Here is a 17,441-nt window from a genome sequence, read left to right as displayed (position 1 = left end):
TAAGCAACAGACTGACTAAATAAAAACGCCGCAGCTTGAAAGTTGCGGCGTTTTTTTTGAGGCGTGTGTAATCTTTGCGTTGCCAGTTGTACGAGTGCTCAACACACTTTTTTAACAACTATTTCATGCCAGAACTGTCTTGCAGTTAAAAATTGTAAACATTGGCACTGTTTAGCAGCCCTTCAGTATTCAATTTTTCTTTTACGCAATCTTCAATTTTTGATTTCTTAAACACATACACTTTATCATTTTGTCCTGACTGACCGTCCTGAACAAAATCTTTCAGCACAAAAGTCACATACTCATCATCGGGTAACGCCCGCATTCCGCCGCCAAAGCGACAAAGCGCTTCCCCTATCCCTGCTTCAAAATTACTTAAAAAGGCTTTTGCTGCTTTCAACTGTGCCTGCTTTCGGGCGTCTGCACTTTCCTGTCTTTGCTGCTCGATACTTTCTCTGCGGGCACGCAAAGATCCTTCTTTGCTACTCAGTGCCGCCAGTTCTTTTTCAAGGGTCTTCACTTCATCTTTGATAGCTTTTGCGCGCGCTTTGTCAGCCTGTCCGGCTTCAAATTCAAGATCTCTTTTACGGCGCTCAATATCTCTGCGTTCCCAGGCGATTTCCCTTTCTTCACTCCGTAAGTCATACATCTGTTCTGTGGATTCAGCGAAGGCATCACCAAACCGGGAGGCAGTCTCGTCAGCAAAGGCTTCCCATTCACGGCTTAATTCAATATCAATTTCACCGTTACTGACAATCGCCGGTACATCAGGAACCGGGGGGATGGGAGGAATACGATCAACAATATCTGTAATACGTGACACCCAGCTACCACTCCCCGTTGAGGATACCGTAAATACAACGCCTTGACCTGCCAGATACATAGCATCCAGTGAACGGTAACGTATTCCCTCTGAACGCTGTTGCTGCTTCAGTGAGGTATCGACAATTCCTTTCACAATTTCAATTTCCTTAGCCAGCCCGGAATAGTTCTCAGCGACAGCAACTCCCGTATGACATACCGCCACTGTCATTACGGCCAGTGTTGTACGGTTAATGATTTTAGCCAGTTTCGTTTTGTTCAGATTAAGCATACCCAAGTCCTCGTATTATTCGGTTACCGGTAAATCCGCGCTGTAGCCATTTTCCATCGCGTTGATTTCCTGTTTAAGATGATTTAACTGGCGGGCCATAAAGCGTTGGTCGTCGTCCCGCTGTTGATTAATAAACTTTACGAATTCAGCAAAATCTTCACGGCGCTCCTGTCTGCCGGATGCCAGTAAATATTGAGTCAGTTGCGCTGAATTCTCTCTTTGCTGGGTAGCCATAGCATCGGCATACTTGCTGAACATCAACTCATTGAGCTGCTGATATTTTTGTAATTTCTCATCGACGATGGCAGCGACTTCGTTTTCTTTGTGAGCCGGCTGACTGAACCCTATGGTCACACCGCCTTCAGTGATCTGTAGCTGAAAGCCACTGACAACCATCACCAGGGCAACCAATGACATCGCCACTGACATGGCCGGCAAGCCCTGCCATTGCCACCACCTCTGTTTTTCAGGAGCGGTAAAAGTACTGTCACGATTCCACTCCGGTACATTCATATTTTCGCCGGTGAGCGTTGCCAGCTCAGTTAAATGCCGTGCAGCGGCAACCCGTTCTGCAAAATCAATATTTTCCGCGCATAGTGCCTCAAACTGTTCCTGCTCAGTGTTAGTGAGCGTACCTTCCAGCCACCCTGCCAGCAGTTTTTCCTGTTCATGCTTTTGCATGCTCATCCTCCATCAACACTTTCAGTCTGGTCAGCGCACTGTATAAGCGCGACTTCACTGTATTTGGTGATAAACCTGTTTGCTGAGCAATCTCATCAAATGTGAATTGCCCGAAAAATTTAAGCTCGACCACTGCCTTCTGAGCCAGCGGCAGGGTTTGCATTGCTTTTAGCAGTGCCTGACCCGACAGGGTTTCCAGCATGACGGTTTCAGGGCAAGGCTGGCCACTGTCTGGTTCCGGTATATCCTCCAGCCCCTGCTCAGGCTTTCTTTTGCGATAGAATTCGATACACCGGTAATGCGCTACCTTGAATAACCAGCCTTTGAAACTGCCCTCCCCGCGGTAGTTTCCCAGGCTTTTAAATACGGACACAAAAATATCCTGCATCAGGTCAGCAGCGTCATCTCTGCTGCCTGTCATACGAACCCCGTAACTGAACACTGCTTTTTCATAGCGTTTGATCAGTGTTATCCACGCCCGCTTCTGCCCTTTCAGCGCGCTGGCCACAAGCTGGTCGTCGTGTTTTTCAAACACGTGCATTCCTTATTACTGTTTAATTGGTTTTCCGGCAGGCGGGTATGCCTGCCATGCCGCTTTTTCTCTGAAGCTTACAAGTAAAGTCGGAGTGACACAGGAAATAGTTTGAAGTGTTTTTGAATTTTTTCGAAAAAGGGAGTGGAGACGATTTTTGACTTATCCGGGAGTGGGATTACTAAAGGAGCTGACGGCCAGCAATCATGCGGATTGCGGGCCGTCCATAAAGTAGAACTATTTTAGTACCGGAACCGGTAATAAAGGTGACAGTACTTCACCAATTCTTCTGAACAAACGCATCCGTGTGGTACCGGAACGCCATACCAGGCCAATTTCCCGGTATGCATTGTCTTCCGCGGGTAGTGCTTTCAGTTCGGTATTTTTAATGATGTTCTGATTCAGTGCCAGTTCGGGCATAAAGGTATAGCCCAGTTTACTGTTAGCCAGCTGCACCAGTGTGTATAAACTGCTGGCGGCCAGACTGCTTACCTGCTCTCGATGCTGCAAATTACAGGCACTTACGGCATGACCGGTCATACAGTGCTCCTGTTGTAACAGGAAAATACTGTTGTTAGGCAGAGTCGTGATATCAAAGGGTTCCGGCAATGTGCTGGCAAGACTTTCGTGAGCCACGAGGTGAAACGGATCATGACCCAGTACCATCTGCTTGCATCCCGGAGTCTCCATCGGCAAAGCAAGGATAAGCAAATCCAACTGGCCATCAGTGAGTTGCTGAAGCAAGTTGTGGGTTGTGTCTTCCTGAAGCTCCAGACTGATGTCCGGCAGAAATGTTTTGAATGCGCCAATCATGCCTTCAAACATGAACGGTGCTATAGTGGGGATCACGCCCAGCTTCAGCTTACCTTTTTCCCAGTTACCGGCATTCTGCGCAAATTCCACCAGTTCACCGGCTTCCTGCAGCAACACTTTACTGCGCTCAACAATCTCCAGTCCCAGCGAAGTAAAGACAAACGTCTTGTGCTCCCGCTCCAGTAACTGACTACCAAAGTGCTCTTCCAGATTCTGGATCGCTGTACTCAACGTCGACTGGCTGACATTACATCGCTGGGCAGCACGGTGGAAATGCTGTTCCTGATGCAAGGTTACCAGATAATGCAGATGTTTCAGGTTAGGCCATTTCATAGTCATAAATCAGATTAGAAAACGATAATTTAATCTAACATAAAGATTAAAAGCACTACAACAATTATCCTTGTTTTCCTCTGGTTTGAAGCATCAAGTGTGCAGATTGGTGAAATGTATAAAATCCGTCACCAAATATTCATCAACAGGGACTGATGCGGGGTTATTTAAAAACTATAATTAAAAAGATAATGTATAAATGTGATCACAGCAGTTTTGTGCTTCCGGTAACACGCGACATTTTTTGCCGGAAAAGGAGGGAAAGAAATGAAAGGGCAATTTACTAGTATACTGTGCGTGTTGCACGACACACACGGCCAGGATGTGCTGGTAGAACGGGCGATGCAAATTGCAAGTAAGCATAACGCGTCACTGACAATCATGCTGGCACTTGAGGCACTTCCCCCTAATGCCCGTATGATCATGCAGTCCTTTGAATACCTGGAGTCAGATTCATCGCTGACTCAGTCTGCACAAAGCTGGCTGGATGAGCAGATTGCGGTGTGGAGTAAACAATACCCGGCCAAAGGGATTGTCAGCACCGGCCACCGGTTTATCAATATTATCCGGCAGGTAGTGTCGGCGGGTCATGATCTGGTTATTAAGCTGAATGAAAACGACGTTGTCAGTAAAATTACCGGCAGTGACGACAGGCACCTGCTGCGCAAGTGTCCCTGCCCGGTCTGGATCATGCACAAAGTACGCACCACATCGCTGCAAAACGTAGTGGCAGCCGTCGATGTGAATTATCACTACCCTCAACACGAAGTGGCTATCCGTAAACAACTGGCTCTGGATATCCTCAATACGGCCTGGCGTGTGGCTGAAGCGGAAAATGCCTCACTGCATGTTGTGCATGTGTATGACGCGGTGCCTGAAAATATCCTGCGGCAAGGCTTTATCAGCGTAGATGAAGACGCGGTGCAGCACGATTTAAGCAAAATCAAACTGGAGCGTGAAGAAGAGGTCAAACGGTTGCTGGGACTGATTGCTCTGGATCACAACGACAAAGCACCAACCATAGCGGAACCTGCCGTTCACCTTGTGCGGGGCTATCCCCGCCGTGACATTGCCGCTACAGCAAATGCATGTAACGCCGACCTTATTGTAATGGGAACATTGTCCCGTCTTGGCGTGCCCGGCTATATCATGGGCGGTACCGCAGAAGAAACCATTGAGCAGATTGATTGCGCGGTGGTGGGCTTAAAGCCTGACGGCTTTGTAACACCGGTGGATGTTGACGGCTAAACCACAACGAGCGGAAGATTTTTGGCCGGATTTGAGCGCCGGCCTGTAACGAAAAAAGCGAAACAGTGACTGTTTCGCTTTTTTGTTAGTCCGGTTTCAATTGTCTGGCAGCCAGCTTTACTGCTTACTCAACGCCAAACCAGGCCTTAAGACCAAAGAAGCAGATAATCGCCAGAATGGCACCTGCAGGAAGCGTAATAACCCAGGAGACGACGATATTGCGTACGATACCCAGATTAAGCGCTGAAACACCCCGTGCCATACCCACACCTAACACCGCGCCCACCAGGGTTTGTGTAGTGGAGATAGGCAAACCTGTGCCCGAAGCAATAACAACCGTACAGGCAGCAGCAAGCTCTGCAGCAAAGCCACGGCTCGGTGTCAGATGGGTGATCCCCTGACCGATCGTTTTAATAACACGATGACCGAATAACGCCAGACCAGCAACGATACCCAAACCGCCCAGAGGCAGGATCCATGGCGCCAGTTCCGAGTTTGCGTTAATTTCACCGCCAGAGGTAACCACACTGACGACTGCCGCCAGCGGACCAATGGCGTTTGCTACGTCATTTGAGCCGTGAGCGAAAGCCATACAGCAGGCCGTTACTACCATCAGCATTGCGAATATCTTTTCGATATTGGCGCTTTGAATATCAGCACTCTGATTTTCAGAAAATGTCATGCGGGAAATCGCATACCGGCCCAGGCCTGCCAGCATAATGGCAATAACAACGGCCAGCACATATCCCATTTCCGGAGACAGTGTCAGACCAACATGTTTGAGGCCTTTCTTGATGGTAACCAGCGACATGACGAAGCCTGCCAGCCCCATGTAAAACGGTACAAAGCGTTTGGCGTTTTTAAACGGCGTGGCCGTATCAAAAATAAGCTTATGCGCACTGATAAAAATAAGATAAGCAATGATGCCGGAAATAGCAGGTGTCACCACCCAGCTACCAACAATGCCGCCCACTTCGCCCCATTCGACGGCATCCATACTTACGCCGGTGGCAGTGAATCCGATGATGGCACCAATGATAGAGTGCGTAGTTGATACAGGCCAGCCTAACCAGGACGCCAGTCCCAGCCAGATACCTGCGGCAAATAACGAGGCAATCATCCCCAGAACCAGATAATCCGGCCTGTCGGTGAAGAACATGGGATCGATGATCCCTTTACGAATAGTGCTGGTGACTTCCCCACCCGCCAGATACGCTCCGGCAAATTCGAAAATCATCGCAATGAAAATTGCTTGCTTGATGGTTAAGGCTTTAGATCCTACCGATGTACCCATTGCATTGGCTACATCATTGGCACCGATACCCCACGCCATTATAAAGCCGACTACCGCGGCCAGGATAATAAGCGTCATGCCATAACTTTGCAGAAGTTCCACAGGTCTCGCTCCTGGATTATTCGCTGACTAAGCTAGAAAACGCCATTTGGCGCAAAGTAAAGGAGGTTTTATCTTCGCAGTCGAAAATGACAACCGGCGCTAACGGTGTGATATCTGGCATAGATTATTTTTTAAACGTTTCCAATTCGGCTGCGGCGCATGATAACGAAATTCAACCCAATGCAATAGTGTAAATTTGCGGAATAAGTTAAATCGCAATAAAACTACGCGCGTCCGCTTATTTATACACCAAATATTTCAATTTTGTGACAGATCGCCACTAACTCAGGTGCTTTAATTTCTGTTGCATGTTCTCTAATGGCGAATGCCGCACATCGGTTCCCCGCGATAAGTAAACAACATACTCGCAAATATTCTTACACCGGTCACCAATTCGTTCCAGAGAACGTAATGCCCACAGTACTTCCAGCCAGTCCTGCATATCGTCAGTACTTTTCTGCATTTCTCCGGTGGTGTATTTCAGCAACTTCTTATATTCCGCATCAATGCGGTTATCCTGCTCATACACTTCCAGCGCAGAATTTTCATTTTGCCGCGCCAGAGCATCGAAGGTACCCCGCATCATTTGCACTACACGGTCACCAATCAAAATCATGCTGCTTTTAATCGTTTCTGAAGCCGGCAGCTTATTTTTCGTTACCAGACGGGCTATCCGTTCTATCTCATCACCCATGCGCTCAATATCGGTAATGGCTTTCGACACCATCATCACCAGCCGTAAATCGGAAGCGGTAGGATGTCTTCTGGCTATGATGCGTAAGCACTCTTCATCAATCTGCATTTCCATGGCATTGATTTTAAGATCATTTAATATGACTTTTTCAGCCAGACCGGCATTATTCTGCTTAATCGCCCGCAGGGTATCCACCAGTTGCAGCTCGACTTCCCCTCCCATGGTAAGCACGGAATTTCTGAGGTTCTCCAGCTCAGTATTAAACTTGCCGGAGATATGGGTATTTAACGCAATCTGACGTGGCATGAATATCTCCCGTTAACCATAACGGCCTGTAATGTAATCTTCTGTCTGTTTATGTTCGGGCATGGTAAAGAGTGAATCGCTGTCAGCATATTCAATAAGCTTCCCCTGATGGAGGAATGCCGTGTAATCAGACACCCGCGCAGCCTGTTGCATATTATGGGTAACGATAACTATAGTGCATCGTTTCTTCAGGCCGGCCATCAGCTCTTCGATAAACAGTGTGGTCAGCGGATCCAGTGCCGATGTAGGCTCATCCAGCAACAGGATCTCCGGCTTCAACGCCAGCGCCCTTGCAATGACAAGCCGCTGCTGCTGACCACCGGACAAAATATGTGCTGATTCAAACAGCCGGTCTTTAACTTCTTCCCACAGCGCAGCCTCCTTAAGCGACTGTTCAACGGCATCATCAAGAAAACGTCTTACCCGTATTCCCTGCAAACGCAAACCATAGCAGACATTGTCATAAATGCTCATAGGGAACGGATTGGGTCGCTGAAACACCATGCCGACTTTGGTGCGCAGCTGAGACACGTTTTCCTTGCGGCCATTAATATCCCGGCCGCCGATGTAAATGCTGCCGTCATAACGACAATCAGCAACCAGGTCATTCATCCGGTTGAAAGCGCTGATAAGGGTAGATTTACCGCAACCGCTTTGTCCGATAAATGCCGTTATACGGTTCTTCGGAATACTCATGCTGATGTCCTGCAGCACATGCTTCTGACCAAAGCGCAGATTAAGATGCTCCACCTTAATGGCCGTATCGTCATCATTCAGATGATGGACATCCAGCGTTTCATGTTCAAATAACTTCAGCATAATCAGCTCGCTAAGTACCGTTTTCTTAACCGTGCTCTGAGTAACACCGCCAGAATATTAAGAATGAGCACCACCAGCAATAACAGCAAACAGGTGGCGAACATCATGGAAGCCCCTTCTGCGTCTGTCTGGCTGTGGAAAGCACCGTCGTATATCAGTACACCCAGATGCATAAATTGCCGTTCCAGATGGAGATAGGGAAACTCGCCGTCAAAAGGTAAGTTCGGCGCAAACTTCACAGCCCCCACCAGCATCAATGGTGCAACTTCGCCGGCTGCCCGCGCAATCGCGAGGATGACACCGGTCATGATGCCGGGCGAAGCCATGGGCAATACAGTATGCATAATGGTTTCCGCCTTCGTCGCTCCCAGGGCGTAGCTTCCCGCCCGCAATCCCCGCGGCACCCTGCGCAACCCCTCTTCGGTAGCAACAATCACCACAGGGAGAGTAAGAATAGCCATGGTCAGCGCCGCCCAGAACAGTCCGGGCGTACCCATAGTTGGCGAGGGTAATGTGTCTGAAAAGAACAACGAATCGATGTTACCGCCCACAATATAAACAAAGAAGCCCAGGCCGAATACGCCATAAACAATGGAAGGCACACCCGCCATGTTCGACACACTGATGCGGATGGTTGCTGTGAGGATATTATCCGGCGCATATTCATTGAGGTACACCGCGGCCAGTACACCAAACGGCGTTACAATGATGGTCATGATAAATACCATCAACACTGTGCCGAACAGCGCAGGGAACACGCCACCGGCGGTATTGGCCTGCTTAGGTGCCTGGATCAGGAACTGTCCAATATGACTCAGCGTAACCCCGATTTTACCGGCAATGCCAAGCTGACCCGGAAAAATCATTTCCTGTATGCTCGCTACCGGAATCGCGATGACTGAACCGTCAGCCATGGCAATGTGCAGTATGTAACTGTCCCGCTCGGTTTCCAGTGCAATAATTTTGCTTTGCCACTGCCGGAAGGCATCATTCAGCTTTTCCCGCGCCGGCGCATCTGCAGCCACTCCCCGCGTATCCAGTTCAGCCAGTTTCTGGTGGATCCCTGACAACCAGCGGGTACGTAAATCATCAATACTGTCTTCCAGACGGCTGACTTTTTCAGTGACCGTGCCGTAGGCTGACTCATCGAAAACATGCTGCCCGCCGGCAGTGATCTGTACCGGCACACCCAGTACGGACAGCCCGTCATTGAGGGTGATGTCAGCACTGTTTACCGATTCCACCAGCGTAAGCGTGCGATCTTCGTCTACAAGCGCCTGTGTACCGTGGGGATTTTGCTCCGACGAATACACCACCCAGCGCACGGTGTTATTGTTTTCCTTATACTCACTGAAGACCTGGGCGTAAACAGACCTGGCCTCTTTCGTCTGCTCATCGATAAACGTGAGTGAATATACCGGTGCAGGCCAGAAATAAGCGACACCCCGGTAAATGATCAGGGCGAGAATACTGACAAGCGCCAGCAATAACAGCGTGGTTAAAAATGCGGTGAAGCTGATAACAAACGACTGACGCTGTGCCGGCGTCATTATGGCTTCAATTTTGGTTTTAATCATGACGGGCATTGACCCGGAGTTTTTGCCGCAACAGTTCAGCCAACGTATTCACAATGAAAGTGAAGCCGAACAGGATACAGGCAGTTAAAAATAAGATCTGATAGTGCGCGCCCTGCACGTCGGTTTCCGGCAGTTCGATAGCCAGGTTCGCGGTAAGTGCCCGCAGTCCCTCCAGCAGGCTCCAGTCAGATACCGGCGTATTCCCTGTGACCATCAGTACGATCATGGTTTCACCAAAGGCGCGGCCAAAACCGAGCATAATCGCTGCCAGAATACCGGGCATGGCCATTTGCAACACCACGTATTGCAATGTCTGTAACCGTGTTGCCCCGAGGGCAAAAGACGCGTGCTTGAGATAATCCGGTACCCCGCTGATTGCATCTTCAGCCAGCGAATAAATTGTCGGGGAAATAGCCACGCCGAGGGCCAGCGCAACCACAATTGTGGTTTTTCCAACCGGTGTTTCAGACGATGCCGACATGGCTTCAAAACCGTCTACGCCCGCCAGACTGAATATCCATTCAGGCGCCCATTGCATGCTGACATACCCCAGACAAAATACCATCAAGGGCAAAACAACCAGTTCTGTCCCCTGACGCAATACATGGGGTAATTTTCGCGCCAGGCGGTTTTGTACAAAAGCCGCTGCAAATAAAATCAGCGGCACAACCACAAGGAAAAACGCAAAGGAAAAAAGCACCCGCTCAGCCATAGGAGCCAGCCAGATAGCGGCCACAAAACCGATAAGCACAGAGGGCACTGCTTCCAGCAATTCCAGAGCCGGCTTCAGCCAGTGCCTGAGTGCTGCTCTGGAGAAATATGCAGAATACACCGCAGCCCCCACGGCTACAGGTATCGCAATGATAAGAGCCAGCACTGAAGCTTTCAGACTGCCGATTAATAGTGGCACCAGGCTATATTTTGTTTCCTGATAATCTGAGCCACTGGTGGTTTGCCAGATGGTTCCGTCTTCCTGGTATCCTTCATATTGCTGAGGACTGAATAACGAGGACCAGGTGGTGATACCGGTGAGCCAGTTAATTTTTTCCACGGATACACCGGTGTCTGACCACAGATAAAGCCGCTGTCCGTACCAGCTGATATGATTTTGTGGCGTTGCATTCCTGAAATGGCTTACCACTTCTCCGGTGACTCTGTTCATCAGCAACACCTGTTGTTGCTTTGTGAGCAGCGCCAGACCGTTAGTGGTTGCATGGGCAGTCACATCCGCGGGGAGCTGCTTTTCTGGCAGTGTGATGGTCCAGGTAGGGTAGTAACGCATCTTACCGTCAGTATTCTGCAGCACCCAGCGTGTTAATTTCCCTTCCGGCGACGCCATCAGTACGGTGCGATCTTTTGGCAGGCTGTGCCACCAGGAAACCGGCTCTCTGGTGAGCTTTTCTTCAGGAGCGCCTTTCAGGGGATATTGTCCGAGCACGCCATTCTCATAAACCAGCGTGATACCACTGCCGGGCAAAGGCAGTACACTGGCATCAGAGGAATAATGATGATCCGTTATTTTCACCGGGTTTCTGCGGTTTACCCAGCGGACGAAAATTTGAGACGGCGTGTGAACAACGGCGACAATCCACTGCTCCCCTAATTCAATTTGCCAGCGGATGCGCCCATTCCAGATATCCTGCGGTAATGCAAAGCTGATTAATCCGGCGCCGATTGTTCGCGGCTCGCCGGCAATAAATTGTGGTTCAGCGGTACTCAGAGCCAGCGACTGTACTTCAACAATCCTTACCTGACCGGAAGAGGAGACATCTGCAATGAAATACTGTCCGGTTTCACTTACCATGCGGGTTTCATGATCGCAGGGACGAATATAGTCATGAAAAGGCTCAAAGCCTGTTTTTTTGCCGTTCAGCGCCAGCATTTTCACCCGGCATTCATCTGACCGCGTCATCAATGGCTGACCTTCCATCAGATCGCCACTGGCCAGAACCGCCTGTCCCTGCTGTATCTGTTCCGGGCTGAGTGACGCACTGGTCACATTAACCATATCAGGGCGCATAGCCAGTGGCATTGCCTGTGAAATAAGGTGAGTAATGAGCAATACCAACGTGAACAGCACCATGCCACCAAACAGTGTCACGATGAATGTCAGGCGCTTGTCTTTACGCTGCCTTTTCTTAATTTGTTTGTCCGCAGGTGACTTCATTATTGTAAAAGCAACTTTTGCCTGATTTTTCAGAAGATCAGATAGGGTTGATTGCCAATGATGTGTTATTTTAATACTTCTAATCAAGTGAAAGTTACGCAGTCTCTCTGCGCCAACCCACTCGTCAGCACCGTTGCCGGGTGCCGTCATTCAAAATAACAGGAGTGCCAATGCAACCTCTGATCATTACTATCATGGGCAAGGACAAACCCGGTCTGGTTGATGCCCTTGCCAAGTGTGTTTATCGTCACGATGCCAACTGGTTGGGCAGCAGCTTTGCTCATATGGCTGGCCTGTTTACCGGTTTCGTTGAGGTACATGTTCCCAAAGAAAAACACGATGATTTGGTATCGGCCTTAGACAGCCTGCCCGATTTAACTGTGCAGTCTGTCACTGTTGCTGAGAATTCTCAGACCTTCAGCGACACCCTTAAAGTAGAAATCATGGGTAACGATAAGCCCGGCATCGTACAGGAACTGACAAATATTCTAAACCAGTTCAACCTGAATATTGTCTCTTTTGATTCCCGTTGCGAGAGCGCCCCCAACTGGGGAAGCCTGATGTTTAAAGCTAAAGCGGTTATCGCAGTGCCGGAGTCATTTGACGACAGTGCACTGCAGACAGCGCTGGAAGGTATCGCGAACGACCTGGTTGTCGACATCAACACCAGCGTATAACGCTGCGAAAATCACCTCCGGTTCCGTGCCGGAAACCCCGCCTGTCACACGGTTGTCACGGATAAGTGGCAGGCTTTGCAACTTTTGAATTGTAAAACCGTAAGTATGGAACACAACGAACTGTATTACCCCAAAGAACTTAGCTGGCTGGCCTTTAATGAAAGGGTGCTGCAGGAGGCTGCCGATAAAAATAATCCGGCAGTAGAGCGCATTCGCTTTTTGGGCATTTATTCGAACAACCTGGACGAATTCTACCGTGTCCGCGCCGCCGACGTAAAACGTCAAATCACGATTGCAGAAGACAATGGCAGTGATGATGAAGCCAACAAACTGATGGCTTTAATGGCGGAAATTCAGAAGAAAGTGGTACACCTTTCCAACAAGTTCGATGAAATTCACAAAGATGTGCTGAAGGCTCTGGCCCGTTACAACATTTTCATTCTGCGAAAAGATGAACTGAACGATTACCAGCGGGTGTGGTTGCGCAACCTCTTCGTCAATAAAATTCTGCGCCACATTGCGCCTATCCTGATTGATAAGAAAACCGATCTGCTGAGCCGCCTTAACGGCACATCCGTTTACTTGTATGTGGCATTACGTCGCACAGGCAAAAATACCCGATACGCCGTTGTTCAGGTGCCCACGTCAGAAACCTCACGTTTCATCCTGATCCCGCCGGAAAAAAGCCGTAAGAAAAAGCACATTATTTTGCTGGATGACGTCATTCAGCTTTGTCTTGAAGAAATATTCCGCGGCTTCGTGAAATACGATTCTCTTGAAGCTTATTCCTTTAAAATGACCCGCGACTCTGAATACTCCATCAATGACGAAATTGATGAGAGCTATATGGACAAGATGTCCGAGAGTATGAAGCAACGCCTGATCGCCGAACCTGTACGTGTTATCTACGACTACTCCATGCCGGAAGACATGGTAGTGGATTTACGTAAACGCCTGAAAGTCACTAAGCTGGACACCATGCATGCTGCAGGTCATTACCGGAACTTCAAAGACTTCATCGGCTTTCCGAATGTAGGCCGCGAGTACCTGGAAAATCCAAAGCTGCCGGCCATCGACACGAAGATGTTTTCCACGCACAACACCGTCTTCGATGCCATTACCGCTCACGATATTCTGCTGTACTATCCGTATCACCGCTTCCTGCATTTCACCGAGTTTTTACGTCAGGCAGCGTTCGACCCGAGCGTAAAGTCTATTCGTATTAACATTTACCGGGTAGCAAGCAATTCGCGGATCATTAACTCGCTCATTGATGCGGTAGACAACGGCAAGAAAGTAACCGTTGTCGTAGAGCTTCGTGCCCGTTTCGATGAAGAAGCCAACATTGAATGGTCCCGCCGGATGACAAATGCGGGTATCCGCGTTGTGTTAGGCGTTCCTACGTTAAAAATTCACAGTAAGCTGTGTCTGGTAACCCGTGAAGAACGGGGATCGCTGGTCAATTACGCGCACTTCGGTACCGGTAACTTTAACGAGAAAACCGCGAAGATTTATACCGACTTCAGTTTATTTACCCGTAATCAGGAACTGGCAGAAGAAGCCGCCAGTGTATTCGATCTCATTCAGTACCCGTACCGCCGCTATAAGTTCCAGCATCTGCAAATTTCGCCGCTGAACAGCCGTAATAAAATTCAGTCGCTAATCCGCCAGGAAATTCAGTATTTGAAGGAAGGCCACAAAGCCCAGATCACCTTCAAAATAAACAACCTGGTCGACAAGGAGCTGATTGACGACCTGTACCGCGCCAGTCAGGCCGGCATGAAGATTCGTGGTATTGTGCGGGGCATGTGTTCACTGGTCCCGGGTCTTCCGGGCATCAGCGAAAACATCACTATTACCAGCATCGTTGACCGTTTCCTGGAACACCCCAGGGTGATGGTATTTGAGGGTGGCGGTGACAGAAAAGTATTTATCTCATCGGCGGACTGGATGACCCGTAACATGGACAACCGGATTGAAGTAGGTTGTCCGGTATACGATAAAGGTCTGCAACAGCAAATTGTCGATGTCCTGGAGCTACAATTTAAAGACACGTTGAAAGCGCGGGTGATTGACAAGGAACAGACGAATAAGTACGTTCGTAGGGGTAACCGTAAAAAACTACGCTCACAGATAGAAATCTATGACTATCTTAAGCGTCTCGAAGATGAGTAACGCCATTTGAGTCCATCCGAATCCGTATTTGAAGCTGTTGAAAGCCGTGACACCACTAAGGTTGCGGCGCTTGATATTGGCTCCAACAGCTTCCACCTGGTGGTTGCCCGTATTAATGCGGGCTCCGTTCAGATCCTTCACCGCCTGAAAGAAAAAGTCCGTCTGGCGGCAGGTTTAAGCGAAGACAACGTATTGTCTGATGAAGCGATTGAACGTGGCCTTAAAATGCTGCAACTGGTGGCAGACAGCCTGCGGGGCTTCGAACCGGATTCGGTACGCATTGTTGCCACGCATACCCTTCGCCGTGCAGTCAATGCCCGTGCATTTATCAATGCAGCCCGTGAAGTATTGCCCTACCCCATCGAAATTATCTCCGGTGTGGAAGAAGCCCGCTTAATTTATCAGGGCGTAGCCCATACCAACCACAGCGACGGCCGTCGTTTAGTGGCTGACATTGGCGGCGGCTCCACAGAATTCGTTATTGGCGAAGGTTTTGATCCGCTGATTTGCCGCTCGTTACAAATGGGCTGCGTCAGCTATACCAACCGCTTCTTTACTGACGGTGAATTAAAAGCCAAAAACTTCAACCGTGCCATTACTGCGGCGAAGCAAGAACTTGAAATGATTGAGAACCGCTACAAGCAGCTAGGCTGGTCTCAGTGTATCGGTACGTCCGGCACAATTAAAACCCTGTTCAGCCTTGCCCAGCGCGACAAATCAAACGGTCACGATGAGCCGGTAACACTGAAGAGTTTGCGCAATCTGATGAAGTCTTTCATCGAGGCAGGACACACCGATAAACTCACTATGCCGGAAATCAGTGATGACCGGCGTGGGGTGATCGCCGGCGGCCTGGCCATTCTTATCGGCATTTTTGAATCCCTCGGCATCGACACTTTGCAATATTCCCCGGCCGCTCTGCGGGAAGGTGTGTTGTATCAGATGGAAGATGAACTTAAACACACCGATATCCGGGAACGGACAGCAAAGAGCCTGGCCACGCGGTACGATGTGGACACCGATCAGGCAAACATGGTGCTTACCACTACTCTGAGTCTTTTCGACCAGGCGTCCGGTGACTGGAAATTCAAAAACAAAGATTTCCGCGCCATGCTGGGATGGGCAGCCCTGTTACACGAAGTTGGTTTACAAATAAACTCCCGTGGCGTTCAGCGGCACTCGGCTTACATTTTAGCGAATGTGGATATGCCCGGCTTTACCCAGGAGCAACAGGATTTACTGGCCACGCTGGTTCGTTTTCACCGTAAGAAAATTAAAGTGGCTGAGATCCCTGAGTTTCAACTGTTTGACAGCAGTGCAGTGAAACGGGCCATTTGTATTATTCGTCTGGGCGCATTACTGAACATCAAACGTCAGGAAGCGTTTCTGCCGGAAATGAAAGTGAATGCATCCAAACATGCCCTGACGCTCACGTTTCCTACCGGATGGCTGGAAAGCAAACCCATCATGTCTGCGGATCTTCAGCAAGAAATTCTTTACTGGAAAACACTGGAACTGGAGTTAGTGATTCAGGAAAACTGAGTAATGCAGAGCTGTTTATAAGCCAGATTCAGCTCTGTGCCCGTTTTACCTGATCGCGGCCTGATGCCTTGGCTCTGTACAGGGCTTCATCAGCGTGTCGGATGCCTTCAAATATAGTTTCATCTTTACCAATTTCGGCCACACCGAATGATGCTGTAAGATTAATGGATGCTTTTTCCAGTTGTATTTCGCTGCTGCGGACCTGCTCACATAGCCGTTCAGCCAGCGTACTGGCCTCCATCAGCTTGCTGTTCGGAAGCAGGATCAAAAACTCTTCGCCCCCCATACGAATCATGGTATCGCCATCCCGCAGAGATGTTTCCACAATTTCAGTAAATCGCCTCAGGGCAATATCTCCCATGGGATGACCGAACTTGTCATTCACAGCTTTGAAATAATCAATGTCGCAGGCCACAAGGGACAGGGGCTGGTTATGCCGGCGTGTATGAGACAGCATTTTCGGTGCTTCTTTGTAGAGAAAATGGCGGTTTTTCGTGCCTGTCAAAGCATCAATATACACCTGGGTGCTGAGCCGCTGAAATAAAGATTGCATCAGACTGGTGGGAAAGCCCAGCATGAACAGAATAGTCAGAAAAAAGATAGCGACAAACGCCACATTGGTACTGACCGACTCACCTTCTTCCAGCATGGAGAGATATACCGGTACGCCGAAAACAACGCCCACTGTAGTGATAGCGACTACGACGAAAATCATTTCATCGCCGCCTTTATTTTTCGGAATATACCGGTAAATGAGCTTCAGCGCCATTCCCAGCGGCACCAGCACACATGCGGAGACAATGAGTTCTCTGATAAGCACCTGGTCATTGACCAGATAGAAATACAAAGACGCGGCTTCACACAAGACCAGGTGACACACTATGCCGGCGGCTTCCAGTGGCCTGAGAGGTAATCCGTAGCGCCGCATTACCACCATCAGCAACATATACATCGCCAGTAAAATACAAAGATTCAGGGTAGCCGCGCTGGCAAGAGGATAGCCCAGCGGTTCCAGACAAATAGCCAGAAATGCAAACCAGACTGAAATGAGGAACAGCCGTCCGAAAACCGGCGATTGCGCTTTATAACGGTGATTAGGCACAGGCAGGGCGAAAGTAAACACAACACCTACCGTTACCAGCAAACCGAGAATGCCAATTAAAAAATAGATGTGTTCTGTATTGCTCACTACAACGGATCCCTTTTATTGGCGAAGTATTCCGGCGCATGCCTTCGCGCCGCTTTGTTGGAGCTTTAGCCAATGTGAAACCATAGTCCAGCCGGCTTCAATCTGTCAATTTCGTAGCATGAAATGCTTAATAAACTGCACCCGGACAGAATATAAATTAGAATCTACTAATAAAGTATAAAGCAGAACTTAAAGACAG

14 protein-coding genes are annotated in these 17,441 nt (G+C 49.1%); 4 read left to right on the top strand and 10 right to left on the bottom strand.

Annotated elements, in window-relative coordinates; all coding sequences use genetic code 11:
* Positions 1 to 145: 145 nt before the first annotated feature.
* The 4 genes from ACXAH4_RS07535 to ACXAH4_RS07520 all read right to left on the bottom strand — a co-directional run bounded on the left by ACXAH4_RS07535 (position 146) and on the right by ACXAH4_RS07520 (position 3,452).
* Positions 146 to 1,093, bottom strand: coding sequence for a hypothetical protein (locus ACXAH4_RS07535; protein ID WP_474881312.1), 948 nt, complete (start codon positions 1,091 to 1,093; stop codon positions 146 to 148).
* A 15-nt stretch (positions 1,094 to 1,108) separates the two neighbouring features.
* Positions 1,109 to 1,774 (bottom strand): hypothetical protein, encoded by a 666-nt coding sequence (locus ACXAH4_RS07530; RefSeq protein ID WP_474881310.1) that lies wholly within the window; start codon positions 1,772 to 1,774, stop codon positions 1,109 to 1,111.
* Positions 1,761 to 2,309: an RNA polymerase sigma factor gene (locus ACXAH4_RS07525; protein ID WP_119500243.1), complete on the bottom strand. Its 549-nt coding sequence runs from the start codon at positions 2,307 to 2,309 to the stop codon at positions 1,761 to 1,763. Before ACXAH4_RS07525 ends, ACXAH4_RS07530 begins: the two co-directional genes overlap by 14 nt.
* Before the next feature lie 234 nt (positions 2,310 to 2,543).
* The gene (locus ACXAH4_RS07520; protein WP_119500242.1) at positions 2,544 to 3,452 is read right to left on the bottom strand and encodes a hydrogen peroxide-inducible genes activator; all 909 of its coding nucleotides are present in this window, start codon (positions 3,450 to 3,452) and stop codon (positions 2,544 to 2,546) included.
* Positions 3,453 to 3,719: 267 nt separating this feature from the next.
* On the opposite strand from ACXAH4_RS07520, the gene ACXAH4_RS07515 reads away from it, so the two are divergent.
* Positions 3,720 to 4,700 carry a universal stress protein gene (locus ACXAH4_RS07515; RefSeq protein ID WP_474881308.1) on the top strand — a complete coding sequence of 327 codons (981 nt, stop codon included), beginning with the start codon at positions 3,720 to 3,722 and terminating at the stop codon, positions 4,698 to 4,700.
* Between the two features lie 124 nt (positions 4,701 to 4,824).
* On the opposite strand, the gene ACXAH4_RS07510 is transcribed toward ACXAH4_RS07515, so the two are convergent.
* The 5 genes from ACXAH4_RS07510 to ACXAH4_RS07490 form a co-directional block, all read right to left on the bottom strand.
* A complete protein-coding gene (locus ACXAH4_RS07510) occupies positions 4,825 to 6,096 on the bottom strand; it encodes an inorganic phosphate transporter (RefSeq protein WP_474865530.1) in 1,272 nt (423 codons plus the stop codon).
* Positions 6,097 to 6,376: 280 nt separating this feature from the next.
* Positions 6,377 to 7,096, bottom strand: a complete 720-nt coding sequence (gene phoU, locus ACXAH4_RS07505; RefSeq protein ID WP_119500239.1) for a phosphate signaling complex protein PhoU — start codon at positions 7,094 to 7,096, stop codon at positions 6,377 to 6,379.
* A 12-nt stretch (positions 7,097 to 7,108) separates the two neighbouring features.
* A complete protein-coding gene (pstB, locus tag ACXAH4_RS07500; RefSeq protein ID WP_119500238.1) occupies positions 7,109 to 7,915 on the bottom strand; it encodes a phosphate ABC transporter ATP-binding protein PstB in 807 nt (268 codons plus the stop codon).
* A 2-nt stretch (positions 7,916 to 7,917) separates the two neighbouring features.
* Positions 7,918 to 9,492: a phosphate ABC transporter permease PstA gene (gene pstA / locus ACXAH4_RS07495; protein WP_474881306.1), complete on the bottom strand. Its 1,575-nt coding sequence runs from the start codon at positions 9,490 to 9,492 to the stop codon at positions 7,918 to 7,920.
* On the bottom strand, positions 9,485 to 11,659 hold the full coding sequence (locus ACXAH4_RS07490) for an ABC transporter permease subunit (RefSeq protein ID WP_474844882.1): 2,175 nt from the start codon (positions 11,657 to 11,659) through the stop codon (positions 9,485 to 9,487). The genes pstA and ACXAH4_RS07490 overlap by 8 nt, the downstream gene beginning before the upstream one ends.
* A gap of 170 nt (positions 11,660 to 11,829) precedes the next feature.
* Here ACXAH4_RS07490 and ACXAH4_RS07485 point away from each other — a divergent pair, with 170 nt between their 5' ends.
* The 3 genes from ACXAH4_RS07485 (at position 11,830) to ppx (ending at position 16,053) form a co-directional block, all read left to right on the top strand.
* Positions 11,830 to 12,336 carry a glycine cleavage system transcriptional repressor gene (locus ACXAH4_RS07485; protein ID WP_119500236.1) on the top strand — a complete coding sequence of 169 codons (507 nt, stop codon included), beginning with the start codon at positions 11,830 to 11,832 and terminating at the stop codon, positions 12,334 to 12,336.
* A gap of 105 nt (positions 12,337 to 12,441) precedes the next feature.
* Complete coding sequence (gene ppk1 / locus ACXAH4_RS07480; protein WP_474844883.1) at positions 12,442 to 14,511, top strand: polyphosphate kinase 1; 2,070 nt, start codon at positions 12,442 to 12,444, stop codon at positions 14,509 to 14,511.
* A 6-nt stretch (positions 14,512 to 14,517) separates the two neighbouring features.
* A complete protein-coding gene (gene ppx, locus ACXAH4_RS07475) occupies positions 14,518 to 16,053 on the top strand; it encodes an exopolyphosphatase (RefSeq protein WP_474881305.1) in 1,536 nt (511 codons plus the stop codon).
* A gap of 28 nt (positions 16,054 to 16,081) precedes the next feature.
* On the opposite strand, the gene ACXAH4_RS07470 is transcribed toward ppx, so the two are convergent.
* Positions 16,082 to 17,242 carry a GGDEF domain-containing protein gene (locus ACXAH4_RS07470; protein ID WP_474881303.1) on the bottom strand — a complete coding sequence of 387 codons (1,161 nt, stop codon included), beginning with the start codon at positions 17,240 to 17,242 and terminating at the stop codon, positions 16,082 to 16,084.
* Between the last annotated feature and the right edge of the window lie 199 nt (positions 17,243 to 17,441).

The organism is Alteromonas sp. ABV2_168, from assembly GCF_056161165.1.
This window is presented reverse-complemented; position numbering and strand designations above follow the sequence as displayed.

Coding starts and splice junctions, on each gene's coding strand:
- ACXAH4_RS07535 (WP_474881312.1), bottom strand. CDS start 1,093: ATGCTTAATCTGAACAAAACGAAACTGGCTAAAATCATTAACCGTACA.
- ACXAH4_RS07530 (WP_474881310.1), bottom strand. CDS start 1,774: ATGCAAAAGCATGAACAGGAAAAACTGCTGGCAGGGTGGCTGGAAGGT.
- ACXAH4_RS07520 (WP_119500242.1), bottom strand. CDS start 3,452: ATGAAATGGCCTAACCTGAAACATCTGCATTATCTGGTAACCTTGCAT.
- ACXAH4_RS07515 (WP_474881308.1), top strand. CDS start 3,720: ATGAAAGGGCAATTTACTAGTATACTGTGCGTGTTGCACGACACACAC.
- phoU (WP_119500239.1), bottom strand. CDS start 7,096: ATGCCACGTCAGATTGCGTTAAATACCCATATCTCCGGCAAGTTTAAT.
- pstB (WP_119500238.1), bottom strand. CDS start 7,915: ATGCTGAAGTTATTTGAACATGAAACGCTGGATGTCCATCATCTGAAT.
- pstA (WP_474881306.1), bottom strand. CDS start 9,492: ATGATTAAAACCAAAATTGAAGCCATAATGACGCCGGCACAGCGTCAG.
- ACXAH4_RS07490 (WP_474844882.1), bottom strand. CDS start 11,659: ATGAAGTCACCTGCGGACAAACAAATTAAGAAAAGGCAGCGTAAAGAC.
- ACXAH4_RS07485 (WP_119500236.1), top strand. CDS start 11,830: ATGCAACCTCTGATCATTACTATCATGGGCAAGGACAAACCCGGTCTG.
- ppk1 (WP_474844883.1), top strand. CDS start 12,442: ATGGAACACAACGAACTGTATTACCCCAAAGAACTTAGCTGGCTGGCC.